This is a genomic window from Mesorhizobium sp. WSM4887 (genome assembly GCF_029625865.1).
Taxonomy (GTDB): domain Bacteria; phylum Pseudomonadota; class Alphaproteobacteria; order Rhizobiales; family Rhizobiaceae; genus Mesorhizobium.
In genome coordinates, this window is sequence record NZ_JARTVP010000008.1 from 201,820 (window position 1) to 221,296 (window position 19,477).

Genomic DNA, 19,477 nt, shown 5'->3' on the forward strand with positions numbered 1-19,477 from the left:
TCGCCGACGAAAGCCGGCCGGGGCCCACGAAGCAGAGCATCCAAGGCAAAGCGACCCGAGCCGCACCCGATTCTCCTGACGACGCGGCTACGCCTGCGTCAGTTCAGGGCTGAGGACACGGATGCGATGCACGAATGCTTTGCCGACCCGGAGGCGATGCGGTTTTGGAACGCACCAGTCCACACCAAGCGGACCGAGACCGAGCGCACCCTGCTCAGATATGTCGCCTGCACCCCGTCCTACCATCGGCACTGGCGGTCGCCGACATTGAGACTGACCGCTGCCTCGGCCTCGTCAGCTATCACGATGGCCACATCCGCAACAAGCGTGCGGCCATCGGCTATTTCATCAACCCCGCATATCAGAGCCGGGGCATGGCCACCGAGGCTGTCTCGGCGATGCTCGACTTCTGTTTCGACCATCTCGGCCTGCACCGTCTGCAGGCGTTCATCGATCCCAACAACACCCCGTCGCGCAAATTGGTCGAGAAACTCGGATTCGGGCGCGAAGGCCTACTGCGTGATCATCTGCGTGTCGGCGGCATCTGGCGCGATGAGATCCTGTATGCGCTCCTTAGGACTGGTCGCTCATCCAGCGCAGCGGTTCCAGCTCTCTTCCCTGATCGTGCATTGTGATGACGCCCGCCGGGCCGCGAGACAGGGGCCGGCGGGCCAGAGCGGACAGGCATGAAAAAACCGGCGTCAGCTTGCTTCTGACGCCGGTTATTCAGGTTTTGGGATCGTCGCACCTGATTTTTCCAAGGAAAAACCGAGGTTGGTTCGATCCGACGCTGACCCGTGGGCGGGGGGCTTGGGGTTTACGAGCCGGTGCCGGACCGAACCGTCTCAGGCAACGCGGGTAAACTCGTCGGACATTGGGGCATGAGCGCGGATAATTTGTGGCGACAATGTGGCAGAGCATCACCAATTCCAACACGCGTTTTGCAAACGTGACTGGACCTTTCGGAAACGGCGGACCGCAAGCCTGCTTCGCCGGCCCTTGCAATTCCGCCGCGAAAGCGCGAACCTTGGCCGGCGCAAGATTCAATCGAAGGATCGCGGCATGACTGATCACAGCAGCGGGACGGAGGATGGGGAAGCATCCGGAATACTGATCCCGCTGCATGAGGCGCGCAGCGCACGCCTCGACCAGCCGGTGCGCTTCGACCGGCGCGAGCTCGACCAGATCCTAAGGCTTTACGGACGCATGGTGGCGGCCAATGAATGGCGCGACTATGCGATCGACCATCTTTCCGATCGCGCTGTCTTTTCGGTCTTCCGCCGCGCCAGCGAAGTGCCGCTGTTCCAGATCGTCAAGGACCCGAAACTGGCGCGCCGACAGGGCGCCTTCGCCGTCATCGCCGCCGGCGGGCGCATCCTCAAGCGCGGCCAGGAACTCGGCCGCGTGCTCGGCGTCTTCGATCCCAAGCTGAAGCTGGTCGAAGCTTAACTGTCCAATTTGCCGCGAAATCTCCGCTCCGGCAGTGACTCCGGATCCGGCGGCACTTCCGCGCCGCCATTGAGCGGCAGCTGCATGAACACGGTGTCCAGCCAGCGCCCATGCTTGTAGCCCGAGCCTTCCAGGCGCCCGGAGTGACGAAAGCCGAGCTTCTCATGCAGGCGCACCGAGGCGCTGTCGGCATGGCCGTCGCCGATCACCGCGACGATCTGGCGAAAGCCGGCCAGGCGCGCCGCCTCGATGAGCGCCAGCATCAGCAGGCGACCGATGCCCTGGCCCTTGGCCTCGGGCGCCACATAGACCGAGTCCTCGACGGTGAAGCGATAGGCGGGCCGGGGCCGGAACGGTCCGGCATAGGCGTAGTCGAGCACGACGCCGTCCCTTTCAGCCACAAGATAGGGAAAGCCGCCTCGTGCCAAACTGTCGAATCGATCGCCCATTTCGGCGCGGCTGGGCGGCTCCAGTTCGTAGCTTGCGGTACCGTGCGTGACCGCGTCCGCATAGATTTCGGTTATTCGGTCGAGGTCGGCCGCAGTAGCGGCTCTGATCGCCAGGTTGCTCATAATTTGTGCAGTTCTTCCTGTTGCCTCAATATCAGCAGAGGAGCGCACAAAAGGAAAGGGCGGCCGTTGGGTCGCCCTTTCCGAAGTCTATGGTCCAGCCGGACGGCTACCGTTTAGCGGCGGTCGCCCATGAACTGCAGCAGGAACATGAACAGGTTGATGAAGTCGAGATAGAGCTGCAGCGCGCCCATGATCGCCTTGCGGCCGGCGACATCCGCGACGTCACCCTCGAAATACATCTCCTTGATGCGCTGCGTGTCGTAGGCGGTCAGACCCGCGAACACCAGCACGCCGATCGCCGAGATGGCGAAGGCCAGCGCCGACGACGCCAGGAAGATGTTGATGACCATCGCGATCAGCAGCCCGATCACGCCCATGATCAGGAACGAGCCGAACGCGCTCAGGTCGCGCCTGGTCGTGTAGCCGTAGAGCGACAGCCCGCCGAAGGCCGCGGCCGTGGCGAAGAAGGTCTGGGTGATGCTGGTGCCGGTGTAGACGAGGAAGATCGTCGACAGCGACAGGCCGACAAGGCCGGCATAAACCCAGAATGTGGTCTGCGCCGCAGCCACGCTCATCGATTGGATCCTGAAGGACAGGAACATCACGGCAGCGAGAGGCGCCAGGATAACGACCCAGCGGAACGCGCTAGCATAGATGAGCTGGCCGAAGGCGGTGAGCTGGCCGTCGCCGGTGACGGCAAGCTGGAATGCGCCCCAGGCGGCAAGGCCTGTGATGAGCAGGCCAAGCCCCATCAGATTATAGACTTTGATCATATAGGCCCGCAGGCCCTGATCGATATCGACGCGCGCGCCGGAGGCGGCGGACGTCTGGTAGTTGCGAATGGGATCAGCCATTGGAAATCCTCTATTGCTTCTGCCCCGTCCGGTGACAGGTCCTTGGAGCGACCTCCTTGGACCAGGCGCCGCTGGCGGGACTCCAGCATGCCTAGCGCGAAATATGAGCGTTCTCGACCTCAAGAACAAGACGGTAACGAGCGGTAACGCTTCGTGAGAAGGCAAAAGCCCGATTTTCAGCCTTTTCCCGCCGGCATTCTTACCAAGATTTAACGCAGACAGGCCATCGAAGGGCGCTGCCGGATCAAAGCTCGCGCAGCACCGGCGCCGCCTTGTGGCCAAGCACCCGCCAGGTGCCGGCAAGGCCGATGCCGACGGTGACGGCGAGCGAGACGAGGATCGTCGCCACCGCAACTTCCGGCATGAAGTGCGACGGCAGCGTCATGATGCGGGCCACCACGAACCATGCCGCGACGCCGCCCGCGGCAAGCGCGAACAGCGCGGTCGCAAGACCGATCAGCACATATTCCAGCGAGAAGGCCGCAATCAGCGTCCTCCTTGTCGCGCCGAGCGTCTTCAGCACCACCGCGTCGTGGATGCGCGCCCGGTTGCCGGCGGCCAAAGCCCCGGAGAGCACCAGCACGGAGGCGATCAGCGCCACGCCGGCTGCGGCGCGGATCGCAGTGCCCAGCTGCGCGACCAGCCGGTTGACGATGTCGAGCGCGTCCTTGACCCTCACCGTCGTCACTGCCGGAAAGGCGCGGGTGACAGCGTTGAGCAGCCGCGCGTCGTCGGCCGTGGTGGCCTTTCTGTCGGTCAGCGTCGCCAGCCAGCCATGCGGCGCGCCGGCGAACGTATTGGGCGAGAAGATCATGACGAAATTGATACCCATGGTTTCCCACTCGACCTGGCGGAAGCTGGCTATTCTTGCCGTCACGTTGCGGCCGAGCACGTTGACCGTGACGGTGTCGCCGAGCTTCAGCCCGATCGCTTTGCCTTCCTCGGCCGAGAACGACACCAGCGGCTCGCCGGAATAGTCCTGCGGCCACCATTTGCCTTCGGTCAGCGTAGCGTTTTCCGGCTGCTTTGCGTCATAGGTCAGCCCGCGGTCGCCGCGCAGCACCCAGGCGCCGTCGGTGGGGACCTTCACCTTGTCGACGTCGATGCCGTTGAGCGCCATGATCCGGCCGCGCAGCATCGGCACCTTGAGCAGCATCCCTTGTGGCGCTTCCTTTTCGACCAGGCCGGCAAAGGCATCGACATCGCTGCTCTGGATGTCGACGAAGAAGAAGTTCGGCGCCCGCTCCGGCAGGCTGCCGGAGATCTGGCGTCTGAGATTCCCGTCGATTAGCGCCAGCGTCACCAGCAGCGTCAGGCCGAGCCCGAGCGACAGCACCACCGATGGCGTCAGCGCGCCGGGCCGATGGATATTGCCGAGCGCCAGCCTGAGAGAGACCGAGCGCAGCCGCGGGCTTCGCCGGGCCAGCCATTGGACCAGCGCCGCCACCAGCCGCAGCACCAGGAAGGCAAAGACGGTGGCGCCGACGAAGATCGAGGCGATGCGCCGATCGTCGGCGGAAAGGATGGCGAGCGCCGCCAGCGCGAGCACGATCGTCAGCGCGGCGCCGACATAGGGCAGGCGCGGCAGGCCGCGGCTTTCGAACCCCATTTCGCGAAACAGCGCCGTTGCCGGCACGTCGCGGGCGCGGCCGAGCGGCAGCAGCGCGAAGGCCAGCGTCACCAAAAGGCCGAACAGTGCCGCCATCGCAAGCGCGCCGGGATAAAAGCCGCCTTGCGCCGGCACCGGAATGACCGACTGCAGGAGCGCGCTCGCCACGAACGGCATTGCCGCACCCAGGATCAGGCCGAGCACGATGCCGAGGCCGGCAATCAAAAGGATCTGCACGAGATAGATGGCGAAGACGAAGCCCCCGGAGGCGCCGAGGCTCTTGAAGGTGGCGATGACGCCGCGCTTGCCGTCGAGATAGGCGCGGACCGCATTCGCCACGCCGACGCCGCCGACCACAAGCGCCGTCAGCCCGACCAGCGTCAGGAACTGCGAGAAGCGCTGGATGTTGGCGGAAAGCGCCGGGGCTGCGTTGCTGCGCGTGCGGATCGACCAGCCGGCCTGCGGAAAATCCTTCGCCGCTTCGGCTTGAATGCCTTTGATCCGCGCCTCGCTCGCGCCATCGGGCAGTCGGATCTTATAGGCGTTCTCGACCAGGCTGCCGGGCTGGACCAGTCCTGACGCGACCAGCCCGTCGTGCGAAATCATCAGTCGCGGCGCGAAGCCGAAACCGTCGGAAATCGCGTCGGGTTCGCTGACCAATCGGGCCCTCAGCTCGAACGTTGTGCCGCCAAGCTTCAAGCGGTCGCCGATATGCAGATTGAGGCGATCGAACAAGAGAGCGGGCGCGGCGGCGCCGAAGATGCCGGATCTTTCGCCGAACAATTCATTCCTGGGCAGAGGCGGATCGGTCTCCAGCGTGCCGTAAAGCGGATAGGCGTCGTCGACCGCCTTGGCTTCGACCAGCGCCTGGTCGGAGCCGTCCTCGAGCCGCGCCATCGAGCGCATGCCGGAATTCAGCGAGACCGTGCCGAGGCTCTTGATGAAGCCGAGCTCGGCGTCCGAAGCGCTGCGCTGGTTGATCTGGAAGCGCAAGTCGCCGCCGAGCAGCGTCTGGCCCTGGTTGGCGACGCCGGCGGTAATCGCCTGCGCCACCGAATTGACGCCGCCGATCGCCGCGACGCCAAGCGCGATGCAGGCGAGGAAGATCATGAAGCCGGACAGGCCGCCGCGCATTTCGCGCAGCGAAAAGCGGAGGGCCAGCCTCAAAGTCCGCATCAGGCCGGCACCTTAGCCTGTCTTGGCGCGTCCTCGATGCGTCCCGAGCGCATCGACACCTGGCGCGAGCAGCGGCCCGCAAGCGCCGGATCATGCGTGACCAGCACCAGCGTCATGCCGCGCTCGGCCGCCTTGGCGAAGAGGAGGTCGGCGATCTGCTTTCCCGTTGCCTGGTCGAGGTTGCCGGTCGGCTCGTCGGCAATGAGGATGCGCGGCGAAGGCGCCAGGGCCCTGGCGATCGCCACGCGCTGCTGCTCGCCGCCCGAAAGCTCTCCCGGATAGTGCGTCACGCGGTCGCTCAAGCCGACCGCCGCGAGCTCCTGCGCGGCCACCCCGAACGGGTCGTTGTGCCCGGCGAGCTCCAGCGGCACCGCGACATTCTCGAGCGCCGTCATGTTGGGGATAAGGTGGAAGGACTGGAAGACAATGCCGATGTTTCGCCCCCGAAATGAAGCAATCTGGTCCTCGCTTCTGCCGTTGAGCAATTCTCCGGCGATCCGAACCGTGCCCGAATCGACCCTTTCCAGCCCGGCCAGAACCATCAGCAAGGTGGACTTGCCGGAGCCCGACGGGCCGACGATCCCGGTGGCTTCGCCGGCGGCCACATCGAGGCTGACGCCCTTCAGCACATGGACGGAGGAGGCGCCCTCGCCGAGCGTCAGCGAGACATCCCTCAATGCGATGACGGCTTCTGTCACAATGAATGCGCCCTATATGGTGGAAGAAGGAGGCAAAAAATGTCTCCTTTGCATGAATCGTGTCGGTCATATGGGGCTCGCCGCATGGCTTTCAAACACTCAGCTGCCGCAGCCCTCACTCTTCTCCTGGCGGTTTGCGGCGCTATTTCGCCGGCGCGCGCCGATACGTTCAAGATCGTCGGCTTCGGCGACAGCCTGATGGCGGGGTTCAGCCTTGGTCCCGATGAGGGCTTCACCGATAAATTGCAGGCGGCCTTGAAGGCAAAAGGCCTCGACGTCGCCGTCGGCAATGCCGGCGTTTCCGGCGACACCACAAGCGGCGGCCTCGCGCGGCTCGACTGGTCGGTGCCCGACGGCACCGGGCTCGTCATCCTCGAGCTCGGCGCCAACGACATGCTGCGCGGCGTGTCGCCCGAGATCGCCGAGAAAAATCTCGACGCTATGTTGGCCAAGTTGAAGCAGCGGAACATCCCGGTGCTCCTGGCAGGCATGCTTGCAGCGCCCAATCTGGGCGCCGAGTACCAGAAGGCCTTCGACGCCATCTACCCGAAGCTTGCCGCGAAATACGCCGTTCCGCTCTATCCGTTTTTTCTTGACGGGGTCGCCGGCCACCCGGCCATGCAGCTGGAGGACGGTCTTCATCCCAACCCGAAGGGAATAGACGTCATGGTCAAAGGCATTCTACCGGTTGTGGAAAAAGCCATCGCCGCCAAGGGCGGCGCGTGATGGGACCAAAACGCCACGGTTTCCCCAGGGGAAAGCTTGTGGACAACAAACCGCTTGCCCCGCATGGCTATCGATGATTCGCTAGGGGCGAGAGTTTCGATTCGAGGACAGGAGGCTTCCCATGCCACGTCTTTTCACCGCCCTCGAAATTCCGCGTGATGCCGCGCTTTCACTCTCGCTGCTCCGGGGCGGCCTGCCCGGAGCCCGCTGGATCGACGTCGAAAACTATCATCTGACGCTGCGCTTCATCGGCGATGTGGAGGGCCATATCGCCGACGACATCGCCAATGCGCTCGATCGCGTCAACCGTCCCTCCTTCTCCCTGGCGCTCTCCGGCGTGGGCGCTTTCGGCGGCAAGAAGCCGCACGCCGTATGGGCCGGCGTGTCCGCCTCGCCGGACCTGGTGGCGCTGCAGGGCGAGATCGACCGCATCTGCCAGCGGCTCGGCCTGCCGGCCGATCCGCGCAAATTCTCGCCGCATGTGACGCTCGCGCGCCTGCGCAATTCGAGCCCGGCGGACGTCGCGCAATATCTGTCGGCGCGCGGCAACTTTTCCACGCTGCCCTTCCGGGTCGGCCGCTTCGTCTTGATGTCGTCGCGCGATTCGGTCGGCGGCGGCCCCTACATCGTCGAGGAAGCCTGGCCGCTGGTTGGCGCCGATCCGCTCGCTTCCAGCCGCTTCGCCAGCGCCTCCGACGCCTCGCGGATCATGCGGTAGACCGAAACGAAGGCCTGCTGGTCTTCGTAGTAAGGGTCCGGCACATCGCGCGCATTTCCGCTGGCAAACTCCAGGAAGAGATGGATGCGGTCGCGCGCGGCCTGCGGCGCTAACGCCTTCAGATCGCGCACATTTGTCCGGTCCATGCCGAGAATCAGGTCGAAGCGCGAGAAATCGTCCAGCGCTATCCTGCGCGCCTTTTGCGCGGAAATGTCGATGCCGTGCCTTGTGGCAACCGCGATCGAACGCGGATCGGGCGCGGAGCCGACCTCCCAGCCGCTGGTCGCGGCCGAATCGAGCAGGATGTCCCGACCTTCCCCGCGCTCGGCCCACACGGCGCGGAAGACGCCTTCGGCCAAGGGCGAGCGGCAGATGTTGCCGAGGCAGACGAACAGAATGGATTTTATGGGCTTTGCGCTCATCGATCCGGCGCTATGGTTGGAATACCTCCGAATAGCACGGGAACCCGACATGACCAGGGAAAAACTCAACAAGGAAGCGATCACCGCAGCGCTGGCGGAACTCGAAGGCTGGTCGCTGGCGGCCGACGGCGCCTCCATCAAGCGCAGCTTCGGCTTCAAGAACTTCTCCGAGGCCTTCGCCTTCATGACCCGCGTGGCGCTGGCCGCCGAGAAGATGGACCACCACCCCGATTGGTCGAACGTCTACAAGACCGTCGACGTCACGCTGAACACGCATGACGCCGGCGGCGTCACGGCGCTCGACATCGAACTGGCGAAGCGGATGAACCGCTATTTCGGCTGACGACTGCCGATAAGTCCGATTCCGATTTGCCGGGCTGGCAACGGTGGAGACCTTGCAGGGGGGTGCCGCTTTCACCACATCTTCCGCGGTGGCCGCAACGCAAGCTGGCGCGTGGCCGAGGAGAGATTGATGGCGCAGGAATCCCGTTTCGATTTCTTTGGCTTCGGCGACAGGCTCGCCGGCGAAGGCGAGGTGCGCGAGAAGTTCTGGCGCACGGCCAAGAAGGCTGCCCGGCAGATCCCGTTCATGGAAGAGGTGGTCGCCGCCTACTATTGTGCCATGGACAAGGACACGCCGCTGCGCACCAAGGGTATCCTGCTTGCCGCGCTCGGCTATTTCGTGCTGCCGGTGGATTTCATCCCCGACTTCGTGCTCGGTCTCGGGTTCACCGATGACCTTGCCGTGCTCACCGCGGCAATCACCGCCGTCAGCGCCCATATCACCCCGGCGCACCGGCAGGCCGCCAGGGACGCCCTCGCCGACAAAGGTTGATCCTGGCTGACTTTTCGCCACAACGAAACCGCGAAACCGCCCGCGCGAAAAGACAAACTCTTGCCGCTTTCGTGCCCTCCAAGTTCGCGGCGGGACATCGCGACCGCCGCGTGGAAGCGGCGGCGCGAATGGCGGCGGTTTCCTGGGGTGAGTTCCTTTTGTTGGGAAAAATTCACCGTTTGGTAACCCTGATTAAATCAAAATGAAGCGACGGCAGGACGCCATGCGACCCGCCTCCGCACCATTTCGGAATACGGGAAGAACGATGCGCGGATTGATTGCTACAGTTTCCAGCCTGGTCCTGGCGGCCGCCTTCGCGGCGCCGGCGCTGGCGCAGCAGGCGACCAAGATCGGCCAGCACAACGCCTGGGGCACCTACAGCTATCAGTCGGCAGGCGGCAAGGTCTGCTATGTGCTCACGGTGCCGACCGACAAGCAGCCGCCGAAGCTCGACCATGGCGACATGTTCTTCTTCGTCAGCCAGCGGCCCGGGCAGCAGGTGTCCTATGAGCCGCAGTTCATCGCCGGCTACAACTTCCAGGAAGGCTCCAAGGCCACCGTCACCATCGACAAGAAGTCCTTCTCGATGTTCACCCGCGGCAAGTCGGCCTGGGTCGAGAACGCCGCTGAAGAGCCGGTGCTGATCGCCGCCATGAAGACGGGCACCGACATGAAGGTGCAGGCGAAGTCCGGCCGCGGCAACCCGACTTCCTACGTCTTTTCGCTGAAGGGCATCTCGGCCGCGCTGGCCTCGATCGCCAAGTGCAAATAGGCTGAGGCTCCCTTGGCGGAGGATAGCAATATCGAAGTCCGTGTTCCGCAAATGCGGCCAGGGACAAGCGACTAAGGCGACAGCGCCAAGCTCGCCATTCAGCCTTGCTGCTCGACGGCCCTGCGCCGCCTGATCGCCTCGGCGATGAACACGCGTGACAGCGCGTGATAGAGCGGCTCGTTGGAGATCAGCCGCGCCGTGCCGTAGCCCAGCATCGCCGCGCACATCAGCGCGATGACGTTGTCGTGGTTGCCGGTCATTTCGAGGATGATGACGAAGGCCGTCATCGGCGCCTGCACGACGCCGGCGAAATAACCGGCCATGCCGAGCAGCGCGGCGAGGCCTGTTCCGGCGCCGAACGCCAGGCCAAGCGTGCTGCCGAGACCGGCGCCCACCGCCAACGACGGCGCGAAGATGCCGCCCGGAATGCCCGACACCATCGACAGCACGCCGGCCGCGAATTTTTCCAGGAAGAAGAACGCGGGTAGCGGCGCGCCTTCGACGGCGCCGCGGGCCTGAGCGTAGCCGGTTCCGAAGGTAAGGCCGCCCGAGACGAGACCGATCGCGGCAACCGCCAAGCCGCAGATGCCAGCCACGAGCAGCGCGCGCCACAATGGCTGCAGGCCATTCCAGCGTCGGACGCGCCGCGTGATCCTCAGCGCCAACAGCGAAAACAGCGCGCCGAAGCCGCCGCCGATGACGCCGCAGGCAATCACCAGCGGCCAGTCGGTGGCGAAGGCCACCGTGTCCCTGGCGACGCCGAAATAGGTGTAGTTGCCGAGCAGGCCGAGCGAGGCGAGGCCGGCGAGGATCACCGCCGTCAGCACCAGCCCGTTGGTCCGTGACTCATAGGCGCGACCCATCTCCTCGATGGCGAAGACGATGCCGGCGAGCGGCGTGTTGAAGGCGGCGGCGACGCCGGCAGCCGAGCCGGCCAGGATCAGGCCGCGCGCCTGCGCCATGCCGCCCCAGCGCGCCGCCTGAAGCATGAGTGAGGCGCCGACCTGCACCGTCGGGCCCTCGCGGCCGATCGATCCGCCGCAGGCGAGACCGATGACGGTAAGCGCAACCTTGCCCGCTGCCAGGCGCAGCGAAAGAAGGTGGCCGCGATCCTCGTCATCGCGCAGGTGACGGGCGGCGATCGCCTGCGGAATGCCGCTGCCTTGCGATCCCGGAAAGAAGGAATGGGCAAGCCAGGCGCAAATCACGAAGCCCGCGGGCGTCATGACCAGCGGCAGATAAAAGCGCCAGCTGCCGCTATCGCCGCCGGTGACGACGTGGAACAGCGCCTGCGCCCGGTCGGCCAGCAGGGCGAACAGCACGCTGATCAAGCCGATCGAGATGGCGCCGGCCCAGAACACAAGGCGCGGCTGCCAGACGCGGCGCGACGCCCACATAGCCTGCGAGCGCCGCAGCATCGGGTATCTACGCGATATGCCGGCCATGCCTGTCCTCTGGGTGATGACCCGCCCCTAGCACACTGAGAGGGAGGATCAAGCCTGCGAGGTCAGGTCAGGTCGAGGCGAGCGACGAAAATCGGAGATCGAGGAGCCAGGGTAGGACCGCGGTTTGGATATCCCGCCGGCCTGCGCCGGCGGGCAGCAGGGTTGGCGAGTCCGACCACTCTCACATCGCCATCTTTTCACATTCGGCCTGGGCCTTCTTGGTCGACGTATCGATCATGTAGGCTTTGCCTTTGGCGTCGGTGATTATCATCATGCAATGCTTGATCGGCTTCGCCATCTTCATCATTTCGGCGCTCATCTTGGCGTCAGGCATCATGGTGCCCATATGGCCGTCGGGCATGATCGCCGTCACTTGCCCACCCTTCATCATGGTCATCGTGCCCATCGTATCCTCGGCGAACGCCTGCGAGGCAAAAAGGCTTGCGAGACCGGCGACGGCAACAAGCTTGATCGAATGCATTCCGCGTACTCCATTTCTGCAAGGGCATAGTCGCCCCTTTCAGGTTCGCGGGTGCGCTTCGAGCTGTTACGCCAACACGAATATGTGATCTCACCCGAGGCGGGAATAGCGACACCGGCCGCCTCTGCCGCCGACATGACTCCGGCCGCAAGCTGTGCTATGCGCCGCGCTTCATTTCAGGCACGATGCTGAAATCGGCCGCAAACCGCTTATATTGGCGCAACCATGACCCTTTCATTCGATCTGACCGCCGAAGGCGCCCGCGACGCCTTGCGCGCCCGCGCCACGCCGGCCGAAAAGCCGTCGCTGATCGGCCTGACGCGTGCCGAGCTTGGCGCCGCTCTGGTTGAGGCCGGCATCGTGCCGGAGCGCCAGGCGAAGATGCGCGCCCAGCAGCTCTGGCACTGGATGTATGTGCGCGGGGTCTCCGACTTCGCCCATATGTTCAACATCTCCAAGGATCTGCGCGCCGAACTCGATAAGCACTTCACCGTTGCGCGGCCCGACATCGTCGAGGAGCAGATCTCTTCCGACGGCACGCGCAAATGGCTGTTTCGCTTTCCGCCGCGCGGCGCCGGCCGTCCGGTCGAGATCGAGACCGTCTATATTCCGGAGGAAGGCCGCGGCACGCTCTGCATCTCCTCGCAGGTCGGCTGCACGCTGACCTGCTCCTTCTGCCACACCGGCACGCAGAAGCTGGTGCGCAACCTGACGACGGAAGAAATCCTGGCGCAGCTGCTCACCGCGCGCGACCGCCTCGGTGACTTCCCCGACCGCGACACGCCGGACGGCGCCATCGTGCCGGCCGAGGGCCGCAAGGTATCCAACATCGTCATGATGGGCATGGGCGAGCCGCTCTACAATTTCGAGGCGGTGAAGAAGGCGCTGCTGATCGCTTCCGACGGCGACGGACTTTCCCTATCGAAAAGACGCATCACGCTGTCGACCTCGGGGGTCGTGCCGGAGATTGCCCGCACCGGCGAGGAGATCGGCGTTATGCTGGCGATCTCGCTGCATGCCACCAATGACGACCTGCGCGACCTGCTGGTGCCGATCAACAAGAAGTATCCGCTGAAGGAGCTGATCGCTGCCTGCCGCGCCTATCCGGGTCTCTCCAACGCCCGCCGCATCACCTTCGAATATGTGATGCTGAAGGACGTCAACGATTCCCTCGAGGACGCCAAGGCGCTGGTCAAGCTGCTCAAGGGCATTCCGGCCAAGATCAACCTGATCCCGTTCAACCCCTGGCCCGGCACCAACTACCAGTGCTCGGACTGGGAGACGATCGAGAAGTTCGCCGACTACATCAACAGTGCCGGCTATGCCTCACCGATCCGCACGCCGCGTGGCCGCGACATTCTCGCCGCATGCGGCCAGCTCAAGTCGGAATCGGAACGCATGCGCAAGGTGGACCGGCTGGCGCTTGAAGCGATGATGATCGCGGGACACGGCGAGGCGTGAGGCGTATCATCGCCTATCTCGTCCGCTTCGCCGCCATCCTGATCGGCTATGTGATCGCCTCGCTGGCGGCGAGCGCTTTCCTCAACGTGCTGTTCCTCGGCTATTTCGGCTATGCGCCGGAGCCCGGAAATCCGACGATCGCGCCCGCGCTCTATTTTTCGGTGCCTTTCCTGGCACTGTTCGTCGCCTATTTCGGCTTCATGCCGGCAGCGATCGTCATCCTGATCGCGGAAGTGCTCGGCCGCCGCGACTGGCTGTTCTATGCGCTGGGCGGCGCCGTCATCGCCGTCGTCTTCCTCGGCTTCGCGCATAACATCGGCGACGGCGATTTCGATGTCGCCGACAACAATGTCAGGCTCGCGCTGATCGGCAGCGGCATGGTCGGCGGCATCTTCTATTGGCTCTCTGCCGGCCGCTGGGCCGGAAGCTGGCGCCGCGAGGCGCTGCCCGATCTGGAGCCCTGAGCTCGGCGCGGGCTTTACTTCGCCTGTGCCGTCAGGATCTTGAGCGCGAAAGCCGAGAACACGCCGCCGAACAGATAGTCGACCACGCGCGTGACGCGCGGGCTCGCCTTCATCGCCGCCGCGAATTTCTCCGCCGCGAGCACCATCGGCGCCGTCACCGGGATCGACAGCACGATGAATGTGATGCCGAGGAAGAACAGCTTGCCGGGTGCGTTCGGGTCATGCGCGGAGACGAATTGCGGCAGGAACGTCATGAAGAACAGGATGATCTTCGGGTTGAGGAGATTGACCCCGAGCCCGGCCGCCCAGCTGCGGAACAGCGAGATTTGCGGTCCCGTCTTCTTCTCCGGCGAAAAGGCCGAGCCTTTGGCCACCGCCTGCCAGGCTAAAAACACCAGATAGCCGGCGCCGAAAATCTTCAGCGCAAAGAAAGCCATGGGAGAGGCCACGATCAGCGCCGAGACGCCGACCACCACCAGCGTGGTGTGGACCAACGTGCCGCATAGCGCGCCTGCCATCGAGGCGAAGCCGGTGGCGCGGCCCTGGCTCAGCGTGCGCGACACGAACAGCGTCATGTCGGGTCCCGGCGTGATCGCCAGGATGACCGTGGCGATGGCGAACTGGATGAGCGTCGAAGTGTCGGGAATGAAGGACATGGGTCGCCTTGGGGGTCGCCTCGGACTGGATCGCACTGCCTATAGCGCGGCGTTTTTTCCCTCGCCAGCCCCTGCCGGAAGCAAACATCTGGCCCAGCCTGTGCCATGGCGAGGCGCAGCTTCGTCTCTTGCGCCGCCCGGAACGGCCGTGATACCTCGCCCGCGAAGCCATTTTCCCGCGGAACCGCCAAAATGTCCAAGATCAAAGACGTCAAGAAAGTCGTGCTCGCCTATTCCGGCGGCCTCGACACCTCCATCATCTTGAAATGGCTGCAGACCGAGCTCGGCGCCGAAGTCGTCACCTTCACCGCCGATCTCGGCCAGGGCGGCGAGCTGGAGCCGGCGCGCCGCAAGGCCGAGATGATGGGCATCAAGGACATCCGCATCGTCGACGTGCGCGAGGAATTCGTTTCGGACTTCGTCTTCCCGATGTTCCGCGCCAACGCCGTCTATGAGGGTACATATCTGCTCGGCACTTCGATCGCCCGGCCGCTGATCTCCAAGCACCTGGTCGAGATCGCCAAAGAAACAGGTGCCGACGCCATCGCCCATGGCGCCACCGGCAAGGGCAACGACCAGGTCCGCTTCGAATTGTCGGCTTACGCGCTGAACCCCGACATCAAGGTCATCGCGCCGTGGCGCGACTGGTCGTTCAAGTCGCGCACCGATCTCATCAACTTCGCCGAGCAGCATCAGATCCCGGTGCCGAAGGACAAGCGCGGCGATGCGCCGTTCTCGGTCGACGCCAACCTTTTGCATTCCTCCTCGGAAGGCAAGGTGCTCGAGGATCCGTGGAGCGAGCCGCCGGAATTCGTCCACCAGCGCACCGTCTCGCCGATGGACGCGCCGGACGTCGTCACCGAGATCGAGATCGAGTTCCTGAAGGGCGATCCGGTCGCGCTCAATGGCAAGAAGCTGTCGCCGGCTGCCATGCTGGCGGCGCTCAACGACCTCGGCCGCGACAACGGCATCGGCCGCCTGGACCTTGTCGAAAACCGCTTCGTCGGCATGAAGTCGCGCGGCGTCTACGAGACCCCCGGCGGCACCATCCTGATCGCCGCCCACCGGGCGATCGAATCGATCACGCTCGACCGCGGTGCCGCGCACCTCAAGGACGAGTTCATGCCGCGCTATGCCGAGCTGATCTACAACGGCTTCTGGTTCTCGCCCGAGCGCGTGATGCTGCAGGCAATGATCGACAAGAGCCAGGAAGACGTCGAAGGCGCGGTGCGGCTGAAGCTCTACAAGGGCAATGTCATCGTCACCGGCCGCAGGTCGAAGAAGACGCTCTATTCCGATGCGCTGGTCACCTTCGAGGACGACCGCGGCGCTTACGACCAGAAGGACGCCGCCGGCTTCATCCGTCTCAACGCGCTGCGGTTGCGGACGCTGGCGGCAAGGAACCGCGAAGGCTGATATCCGAACGTCGAAAGTTGAGATAAGCGGGAAAACCCGGCGGAGACGCCGGGTTTTATTTCGCGTATCTAATCTAAGAAAAGTTCAGACCACTTCAGAGAAATTATCGTTTGACCTTTCCGCCGCTCCAATCAAGTTCGCTAGCGGGATGCGGGGGGTTTCAACAGTGGCGGTTGCTGCGGCCACAACGGCGCCGCGGAACTCTAAATTCCGTACCTGCTCAAATGTTATCACCGGCTCCTTCGAGGTTGCCGCTTCCGAGAAATGCCCCGTAGGCGGCAGCTACTCGCAAGCTGCCGGAGTCCCGACGGTGATCGAGGACAGGCCGAAGGCGGCTCCTTCAGCGCCGCGGAACCCCAAATTCCGTACCTGCAACGGCACTACCGGTACCTTCCAGATTCCCGTTTCCCGGAAATGTCCATTGAGCGGCTACGCGAACGATTGAGAGTTAGGTGATGAGATCGAACCTGGTCGTTCCGGGTGGTTGGGTTTTGATCCTTGCTCCGTAACAAAAAGCCCGGCGCAGGCCGGGCTTCTCGTTGGAATGGAGATATTGCATCAGTTGGCGTCGATCGCCTCGGCGATGCGGGCGATGGCCTGCTGGTAGACGCTTGCCGAATTCCAGCCGGCGATGGCGCCCATATTCGCCTCATATCCCGCGCCGGCCTGCCAGCCATGGGCTTTGAGGAAGTTGGCGGTGGAAGCCAGCGCGGTGTTCCTGTCGCGCAGATTTCCGTTGCCGACGCCATACTTCAGAACATTTCCGGGCAGGAACTGCGTATGGCCGATCTCGCCATGCATGGCGCCGACCGAGGAGGCGGTCAGCGCGCCGCGATCGACCAGCTTCAGGGCGGCGATGGCATGGGGGGTGAAATAGTCCGGGCGGCGGCAATCATAGGCCAGCGTCAGAATGGCGGAGACCGTGTTCTGGTTGCCCATCGACGCGCCGAAGCCAGTCTCCATGCCCCAGATCGCAAGCAGGACGCCCGGCGGCACGCCGTAAGTCTGTTCGATCCTGTCGAACATCGCCGCGTTCTGCTTCTTCAACGCACGGCCCTTGGAAATAATCGCGGCCCCGCCACGACGCTGCATGAACGCTTCCACCGAGCCGCTGAAAGCCTTGTGGATCGCGCGGTCGGCAGCGATCGTCCTTGTCGCGTAAGTCGCGCCGGCCAACGCGGACAGACCCCTCTGGCCCACGCCCTCGGCTTGTGCTTCCGCGGCAAATTGCTGTTTCCATGCGTCGAAGCCGGCGCCGTTCTTGCCGCAGCTGGCCGCGGCCTGCGCGCCTGTTGCCAGCCCGAAAGCCGCCACAACGGCGGCCATGAAAATCCTTCCCTTGGCAAAAAATGCCATATCGTTCTCCTGGTTGCCTGAATCACGTCCCGGCTGCAAATCTGCCAGTGAAGCGCCCGGTTGTCACCGCCCGCGCGGGCTGCGCGGCGCTTGAAGCTGGCGAATGCCGGGGAATTTGCCCACGATCAAGCATAAATTATGGCGCAAGGATTTATTGTGGCGTGTCTTGAGGGAAGACGTCGATATTGTGATCATTGGCGCAGGCTCGGCTATGCGGCTGCCCATCCCGGCTGTTCCGAAGCGCGCGCCACACTGATGCAGGCGGTGGCGGAGAAGATCTTCTTCGCCGGCGAGCATGTCGCCGGACCGCTCACCCAGGCTTTGTTGCGGCGCGACATTGTCAGGCGAAAGCGTGGCCAGGCGGGGCGTCGCCCTGCTCGCGACGAAATAGAAACGGAACGACGGCCGGCGACGGGCGTTTGGGCGTTGCCCAACTTCGTTGACCTTTTTCTCGCGGTTCGATGACCGATGAAGCTGTTCGACTGCCCTCATTGCGGCCACCGTCTCTATTTCGAGAACGCGCAATGCCTGAACTGTTCAAGCCTGGTGCTTTACGATCCGGAGCGGGCGTGTTTCGTGCTTTGCGGCGGCGACGCCGTTCCATGCGGAAATGCCGACGAGTGCGCCTGCAACTGGCGGGCCGAGCCGGGCAGGATTTTCTGCCGCGCTTGCGCGCTCAACCAATTGATCCCCGACCTTTCGGTGGAGGGCAACCGCCGGCGCTGGATCCGCGTCGAGGCGGCCAAGAAACGCGCCGTCTATTCGCTGCTTGCCTTCGGCTTCCCGGTGGCGCCCAAGGCCGGACCGCAGGACGAGGCCGGGCTCGCTTTCGACTTCCTCGCCGATCCGATCGGCGGCGGACCAGGCGGCGAGCGCATCCTGACCGGCCACGACAACGGCAGGATCACCCTCAACGTCGCCGAGGCCGATTCCGCCGAGCGCGAGCGGCGGCGCGTCGAAATGGGCGAGAACTACCGCACCTTGCTCGGTCACTTCCGCCACGAGCTCGGCCATTATTACTGGGACCGGCTGATCCGCGACGATCCCGAGCGACTTTCGAGCTTTCGCGCTCTGTTCGGCGACGAGCGGGTTGACTACGAGCAAGCGCTGAAGGCCCACTACGCCAAGGGCGCGCCGCCGGACTGGGAGCAGCGCCACATCTCGGCCTATGCGGCATCCCACCCCTGGGAAGACTGGGCCGAGACCTGGGCGCACCACCTGCACATCACGGACACGCTGGAGATGGTGCATGCGCTGAATTTTCCGCTCGGCCGGCTGGAGACAGTGGAAGCCAACGACCTGCCGCCTGGCGATACAGGGGGAGATCCGCTGCGGGAGCCCGCCGAACCCGATCCGGCGCCGGAACCGTTCGAAAGGATCCTCGCCCGCTGGCTGGTGCTGTCGGAGGCCTCCAATTCGATCAACCGCTGCATGGGTCTGCCCGACCTTTATCCCTTCGTCATTTCGGAGATGACGGCGCAAAAACTGGCCTTCGTTCACCAGCTTTTGACCGACTTGCCCACAACAAATGGAACAATTCGTGAGCAGGCGACGGCACTTTAGCCGGAACGCATAAGGTTCTGGTTCGTTTTCGAGCCCGAGGGAGCGTTGAGAACGGAGAGAAATCATGAAAAGTCTATTGTTTCCGGCACTTGCCGGTGCGCTGCTTGCCATGTCGGGCGCGGCGCTTGCCGACACGCCCGTCTCGGCAGTGACGGATCTGAATGTCCGCGCCGGCCCTGGCCCGCAATATCCCGTTATCGGCGTGCTGGCTGCCGGCCAGTCGGCGACGCTCAGAGGCTGCATCGAAGGCAGTAAATGGTGCACCATCGCCGAAGCCGGCGGCAAAGGTTGGGTTTATTCCGACTATGTGACAGCCGAATTCGGCGGCAGCCGTGTTGTGGTGACGCGCCGGCCGGCCGATGCCGGCATTGCCGTCGTGGCTCCGCCGACCGATGATATCTACACCACTGACACCTACACCGGCGCCATCGTTTCCGGCGACGATGCCATCGAGCCGATCGCCAGGCCGCCGGCCGAGGTCGGCACCTATGTCACCACGCACCGGGTCGAACCGCTCTATCTCGAGGGCGAAGTGGTGACCGGCGCGGTGCTGCCCGACACGGTCGAGCTGCGCGAGATCCCGGATTACAACTACCGCTATGTCTATGTGAACAACCAGCCGGCGCTGGTTGATCCGGGCACGCGGCGCATCGTCTATGTGATGCGCTGATCCAGGGTATTCGAAAGGGGGGGGGCGGGGGGCCGGGGGGGGGGGGGGGGGGTTTTTTTAGGGGGTGGGGGCGGGGGGGGGGGGGGGGGGGGCCGCGCGCCGGATTTGCAGCGCCGGCGGGATTTGGTGGTTGA

At 64.3% G+C, this 19,477-nt stretch carries 23 protein-coding genes; 13 read left to right on the forward strand and 10 right to left on the reverse strand.

Annotated features, from left to right (window positions below):
- The first annotated feature begins 164 nt into the window (after positions 1-164).
- Both P9230_RS24695 and P9230_RS24700 read left to right on the forward strand, forming a co-directional pair.
- Entirely contained in the window at positions 165-635 is a 471-nt protein-coding gene (locus P9230_RS24695; protein WP_278120951.1) for a GNAT family protein, read from the forward strand.
- 427 nt (positions 636-1,062) lie between these two features.
- On the forward strand, positions 1,063-1,449 hold the full coding sequence (locus P9230_RS24700) for a DUF2794 domain-containing protein (protein WP_095779977.1): 387 nt from the start codon (positions 1,063-1,065) through the stop codon (positions 1,447-1,449).
- Here P9230_RS24700 and P9230_RS24705 read toward each other — a convergent pair.
- The 4 genes from P9230_RS24705 to P9230_RS24720 all read right to left on the reverse strand — a co-directional run bounded on the left by P9230_RS24705 (position 1,446) and on the right by P9230_RS24720 (position 6,358).
- Entirely contained in the window at positions 1,446-2,021 is a 576-nt protein-coding gene (locus tag P9230_RS24705; protein ID WP_278120952.1) for a GNAT family N-acetyltransferase, read from the reverse strand. The genes P9230_RS24700 and P9230_RS24705 overlap by 4 nt on opposite strands.
- 113 nt (positions 2,022-2,134) lie before the next feature.
- Positions 2,135-2,875 carry a Bax inhibitor-1/YccA family protein gene (locus P9230_RS24710; RefSeq protein ID WP_095782725.1) on the reverse strand — a complete coding sequence of 247 codons (741 nt, stop codon included), beginning with the start codon at positions 2,873-2,875 and terminating at the stop codon, positions 2,135-2,137.
- 244 nt (positions 2,876-3,119) lie between these two features.
- Entirely contained in the window at positions 3,120-5,660 is a 2,541-nt protein-coding gene (locus tag P9230_RS24715) for an ABC transporter permease (protein ID WP_278120953.1), read from the reverse strand.
- Positions 5,660-6,358, reverse strand: coding sequence for an ABC transporter ATP-binding protein (locus tag P9230_RS24720; protein WP_278120954.1), 699 nt, complete (start codon positions 6,356-6,358; stop codon positions 5,660-5,662). The genes P9230_RS24715 and P9230_RS24720 overlap by 1 nt, the downstream gene beginning before the upstream one ends.
- 84 nt (positions 6,359-6,442) lie before the next feature.
- On the opposite strand from P9230_RS24720, the gene P9230_RS24725 reads away from it, so the two are divergent.
- Both P9230_RS24725 and thpR read left to right on the forward strand, forming a co-directional pair.
- Positions 6,443-7,084, forward strand: a complete 642-nt coding sequence (locus tag P9230_RS24725; RefSeq protein WP_095799624.1) for an arylesterase — start codon at positions 6,443-6,445, stop codon at positions 7,082-7,084.
- 121 nt (positions 7,085-7,205) lie between these two features.
- Positions 7,206-7,802 (forward strand): RNA 2',3'-cyclic phosphodiesterase, encoded by a 597-nt coding sequence (gene thpR / locus P9230_RS24730; protein WP_128373111.1) that lies wholly within the window; start codon positions 7,206-7,208, stop codon positions 7,800-7,802.
- Here thpR and P9230_RS24735 read toward each other — a convergent pair.
- Positions 7,706-8,224 carry a low molecular weight protein-tyrosine-phosphatase gene (locus tag P9230_RS24735; protein WP_082980364.1) on the reverse strand — a complete coding sequence of 173 codons (519 nt, stop codon included), beginning with the start codon at positions 8,222-8,224 and terminating at the stop codon, positions 7,706-7,708. The genes thpR and P9230_RS24735 overlap by 97 nt on opposite strands.
- A gap of 49 nt (positions 8,225-8,273) precedes the next feature.
- Here P9230_RS24735 and P9230_RS24740 point away from each other — a divergent pair, with 49 nt between their 5' ends.
- The 4 genes from P9230_RS24740 to P9230_RS24755 all read left to right on the forward strand — a co-directional run bounded on the left by P9230_RS24740 (position 8,274) and on the right by P9230_RS24755 (position 9,831).
- Positions 8,274-8,567 carry a 4a-hydroxytetrahydrobiopterin dehydratase gene (locus P9230_RS24740; protein WP_066991930.1) on the forward strand — a complete coding sequence of 98 codons (294 nt, stop codon included), beginning with the start codon at positions 8,274-8,276 and terminating at the stop codon, positions 8,565-8,567.
- Between the two features lie 129 nt (positions 8,568-8,696).
- Positions 8,697-9,059: a YkvA family protein gene (locus tag P9230_RS24745; protein ID WP_278120955.1), complete on the forward strand. Its 363-nt coding sequence runs from the start codon at positions 8,697-8,699 to the stop codon at positions 9,057-9,059.
- A complete protein-coding gene (locus P9230_RS24750; RefSeq protein ID WP_278120956.1) occupies positions 9,056-9,265 on the forward strand; it encodes a hypothetical protein in 210 nt (69 codons plus the stop codon). Before P9230_RS24745 ends, P9230_RS24750 begins: the two co-directional genes overlap by 4 nt.
- Positions 9,266-9,324: 59 nt before the next feature.
- Positions 9,325-9,831, forward strand: a complete 507-nt coding sequence (locus P9230_RS24755) for an invasion associated locus B family protein (protein WP_066991787.1) — start codon at positions 9,325-9,327, stop codon at positions 9,829-9,831.
- Positions 9,832-9,929: 98 nt separating this feature from the next.
- Here the strand turns inward: P9230_RS24755 and P9230_RS24760 are convergent, their stop codons facing one another.
- On the reverse strand, positions 9,930-11,276 hold the full coding sequence (locus P9230_RS24760; RefSeq protein WP_067323698.1) for a chloride channel protein: 1,347 nt from the start codon (positions 11,274-11,276) through the stop codon (positions 9,930-9,932).
- 181 nt (positions 11,277-11,457) lie between these two features.
- Complete coding sequence (locus P9230_RS24765; RefSeq protein WP_066991794.1) at positions 11,458-11,757, reverse strand: hypothetical protein; 300 nt, start codon at positions 11,755-11,757, stop codon at positions 11,458-11,460.
- Between the two features lie 225 nt (positions 11,758-11,982).
- Here P9230_RS24765 and rlmN point away from each other — a divergent pair, with 225 nt between their 5' ends.
- Together rlmN and P9230_RS24775 are read left to right on the forward strand one after the other, a co-directional pair.
- On the forward strand, positions 11,983-13,218 hold the full coding sequence (gene rlmN, locus P9230_RS24770) for a 23S rRNA (adenine(2503)-C(2))-methyltransferase RlmN (RefSeq protein WP_278120957.1): 1,236 nt from the start codon (positions 11,983-11,985) through the stop codon (positions 13,216-13,218).
- The gene (locus tag P9230_RS24775; RefSeq protein ID WP_278120958.1) at positions 13,215-13,682 is read left to right on the forward strand and encodes a hypothetical protein; all 468 of its coding nucleotides are present in this window, start codon (positions 13,215-13,217) and stop codon (positions 13,680-13,682) included. The genes rlmN and P9230_RS24775 overlap by 4 nt, the downstream gene beginning before the upstream one ends.
- A 14-nt stretch (positions 13,683-13,696) precedes the next feature.
- On the opposite strand, the gene P9230_RS24780 is transcribed toward P9230_RS24775, so the two are convergent.
- The gene (locus P9230_RS24780; RefSeq protein WP_095799628.1) at positions 13,697-14,338 is read right to left on the reverse strand and encodes a LysE family translocator; all 642 of its coding nucleotides are present in this window, start codon (positions 14,336-14,338) and stop codon (positions 13,697-13,699) included.
- 192 nt (positions 14,339-14,530) lie between these two features.
- Between P9230_RS24780 and P9230_RS24785 the strand changes: the two genes are divergently transcribed.
- Positions 14,531-15,754, forward strand: coding sequence for an argininosuccinate synthase (locus P9230_RS24785; RefSeq protein WP_278120959.1), 1,224 nt, complete (start codon positions 14,531-14,533; stop codon positions 15,752-15,754).
- A gap of 558 nt (positions 15,755-16,312) precedes the next feature.
- Here P9230_RS24785 and P9230_RS24790 read toward each other — a convergent pair.
- Both P9230_RS24790 and P9230_RS24795 read right to left on the reverse strand, forming a co-directional pair.
- The gene (locus P9230_RS24790; RefSeq protein ID WP_066991813.1) at positions 16,313-17,110 is read right to left on the reverse strand and encodes a lytic transglycosylase domain-containing protein; all 798 of its coding nucleotides are present in this window, start codon (positions 17,108-17,110) and stop codon (positions 16,313-16,315) included.
- Between the two features lie 63 nt (positions 17,111-17,173).
- Entirely contained in the window at positions 17,174-17,602 is a 429-nt protein-coding gene (locus tag P9230_RS24795) for a hypothetical protein (RefSeq protein ID WP_278085939.1), read from the reverse strand.
- On the opposite strand from P9230_RS24795, the gene P9230_RS24800 reads away from it, so the two are divergent.
- The gene (locus P9230_RS24800; RefSeq protein WP_278085938.1) at positions 17,579-18,673 is read left to right on the forward strand and encodes a putative zinc-binding metallopeptidase; all 1,095 of its coding nucleotides are present in this window, start codon (positions 17,579-17,581) and stop codon (positions 18,671-18,673) included. The genes P9230_RS24795 and P9230_RS24800 overlap by 24 nt on opposite strands.
- 64 nt (positions 18,674-18,737) lie before the next feature.
- Entirely contained in the window at positions 18,738-19,343 is a 606-nt protein-coding gene (locus P9230_RS24805; protein ID WP_278120960.1) for a DUF1236 domain-containing protein, read from the forward strand.
- Positions 19,344-19,477 lie beyond the last annotated feature (134 nt).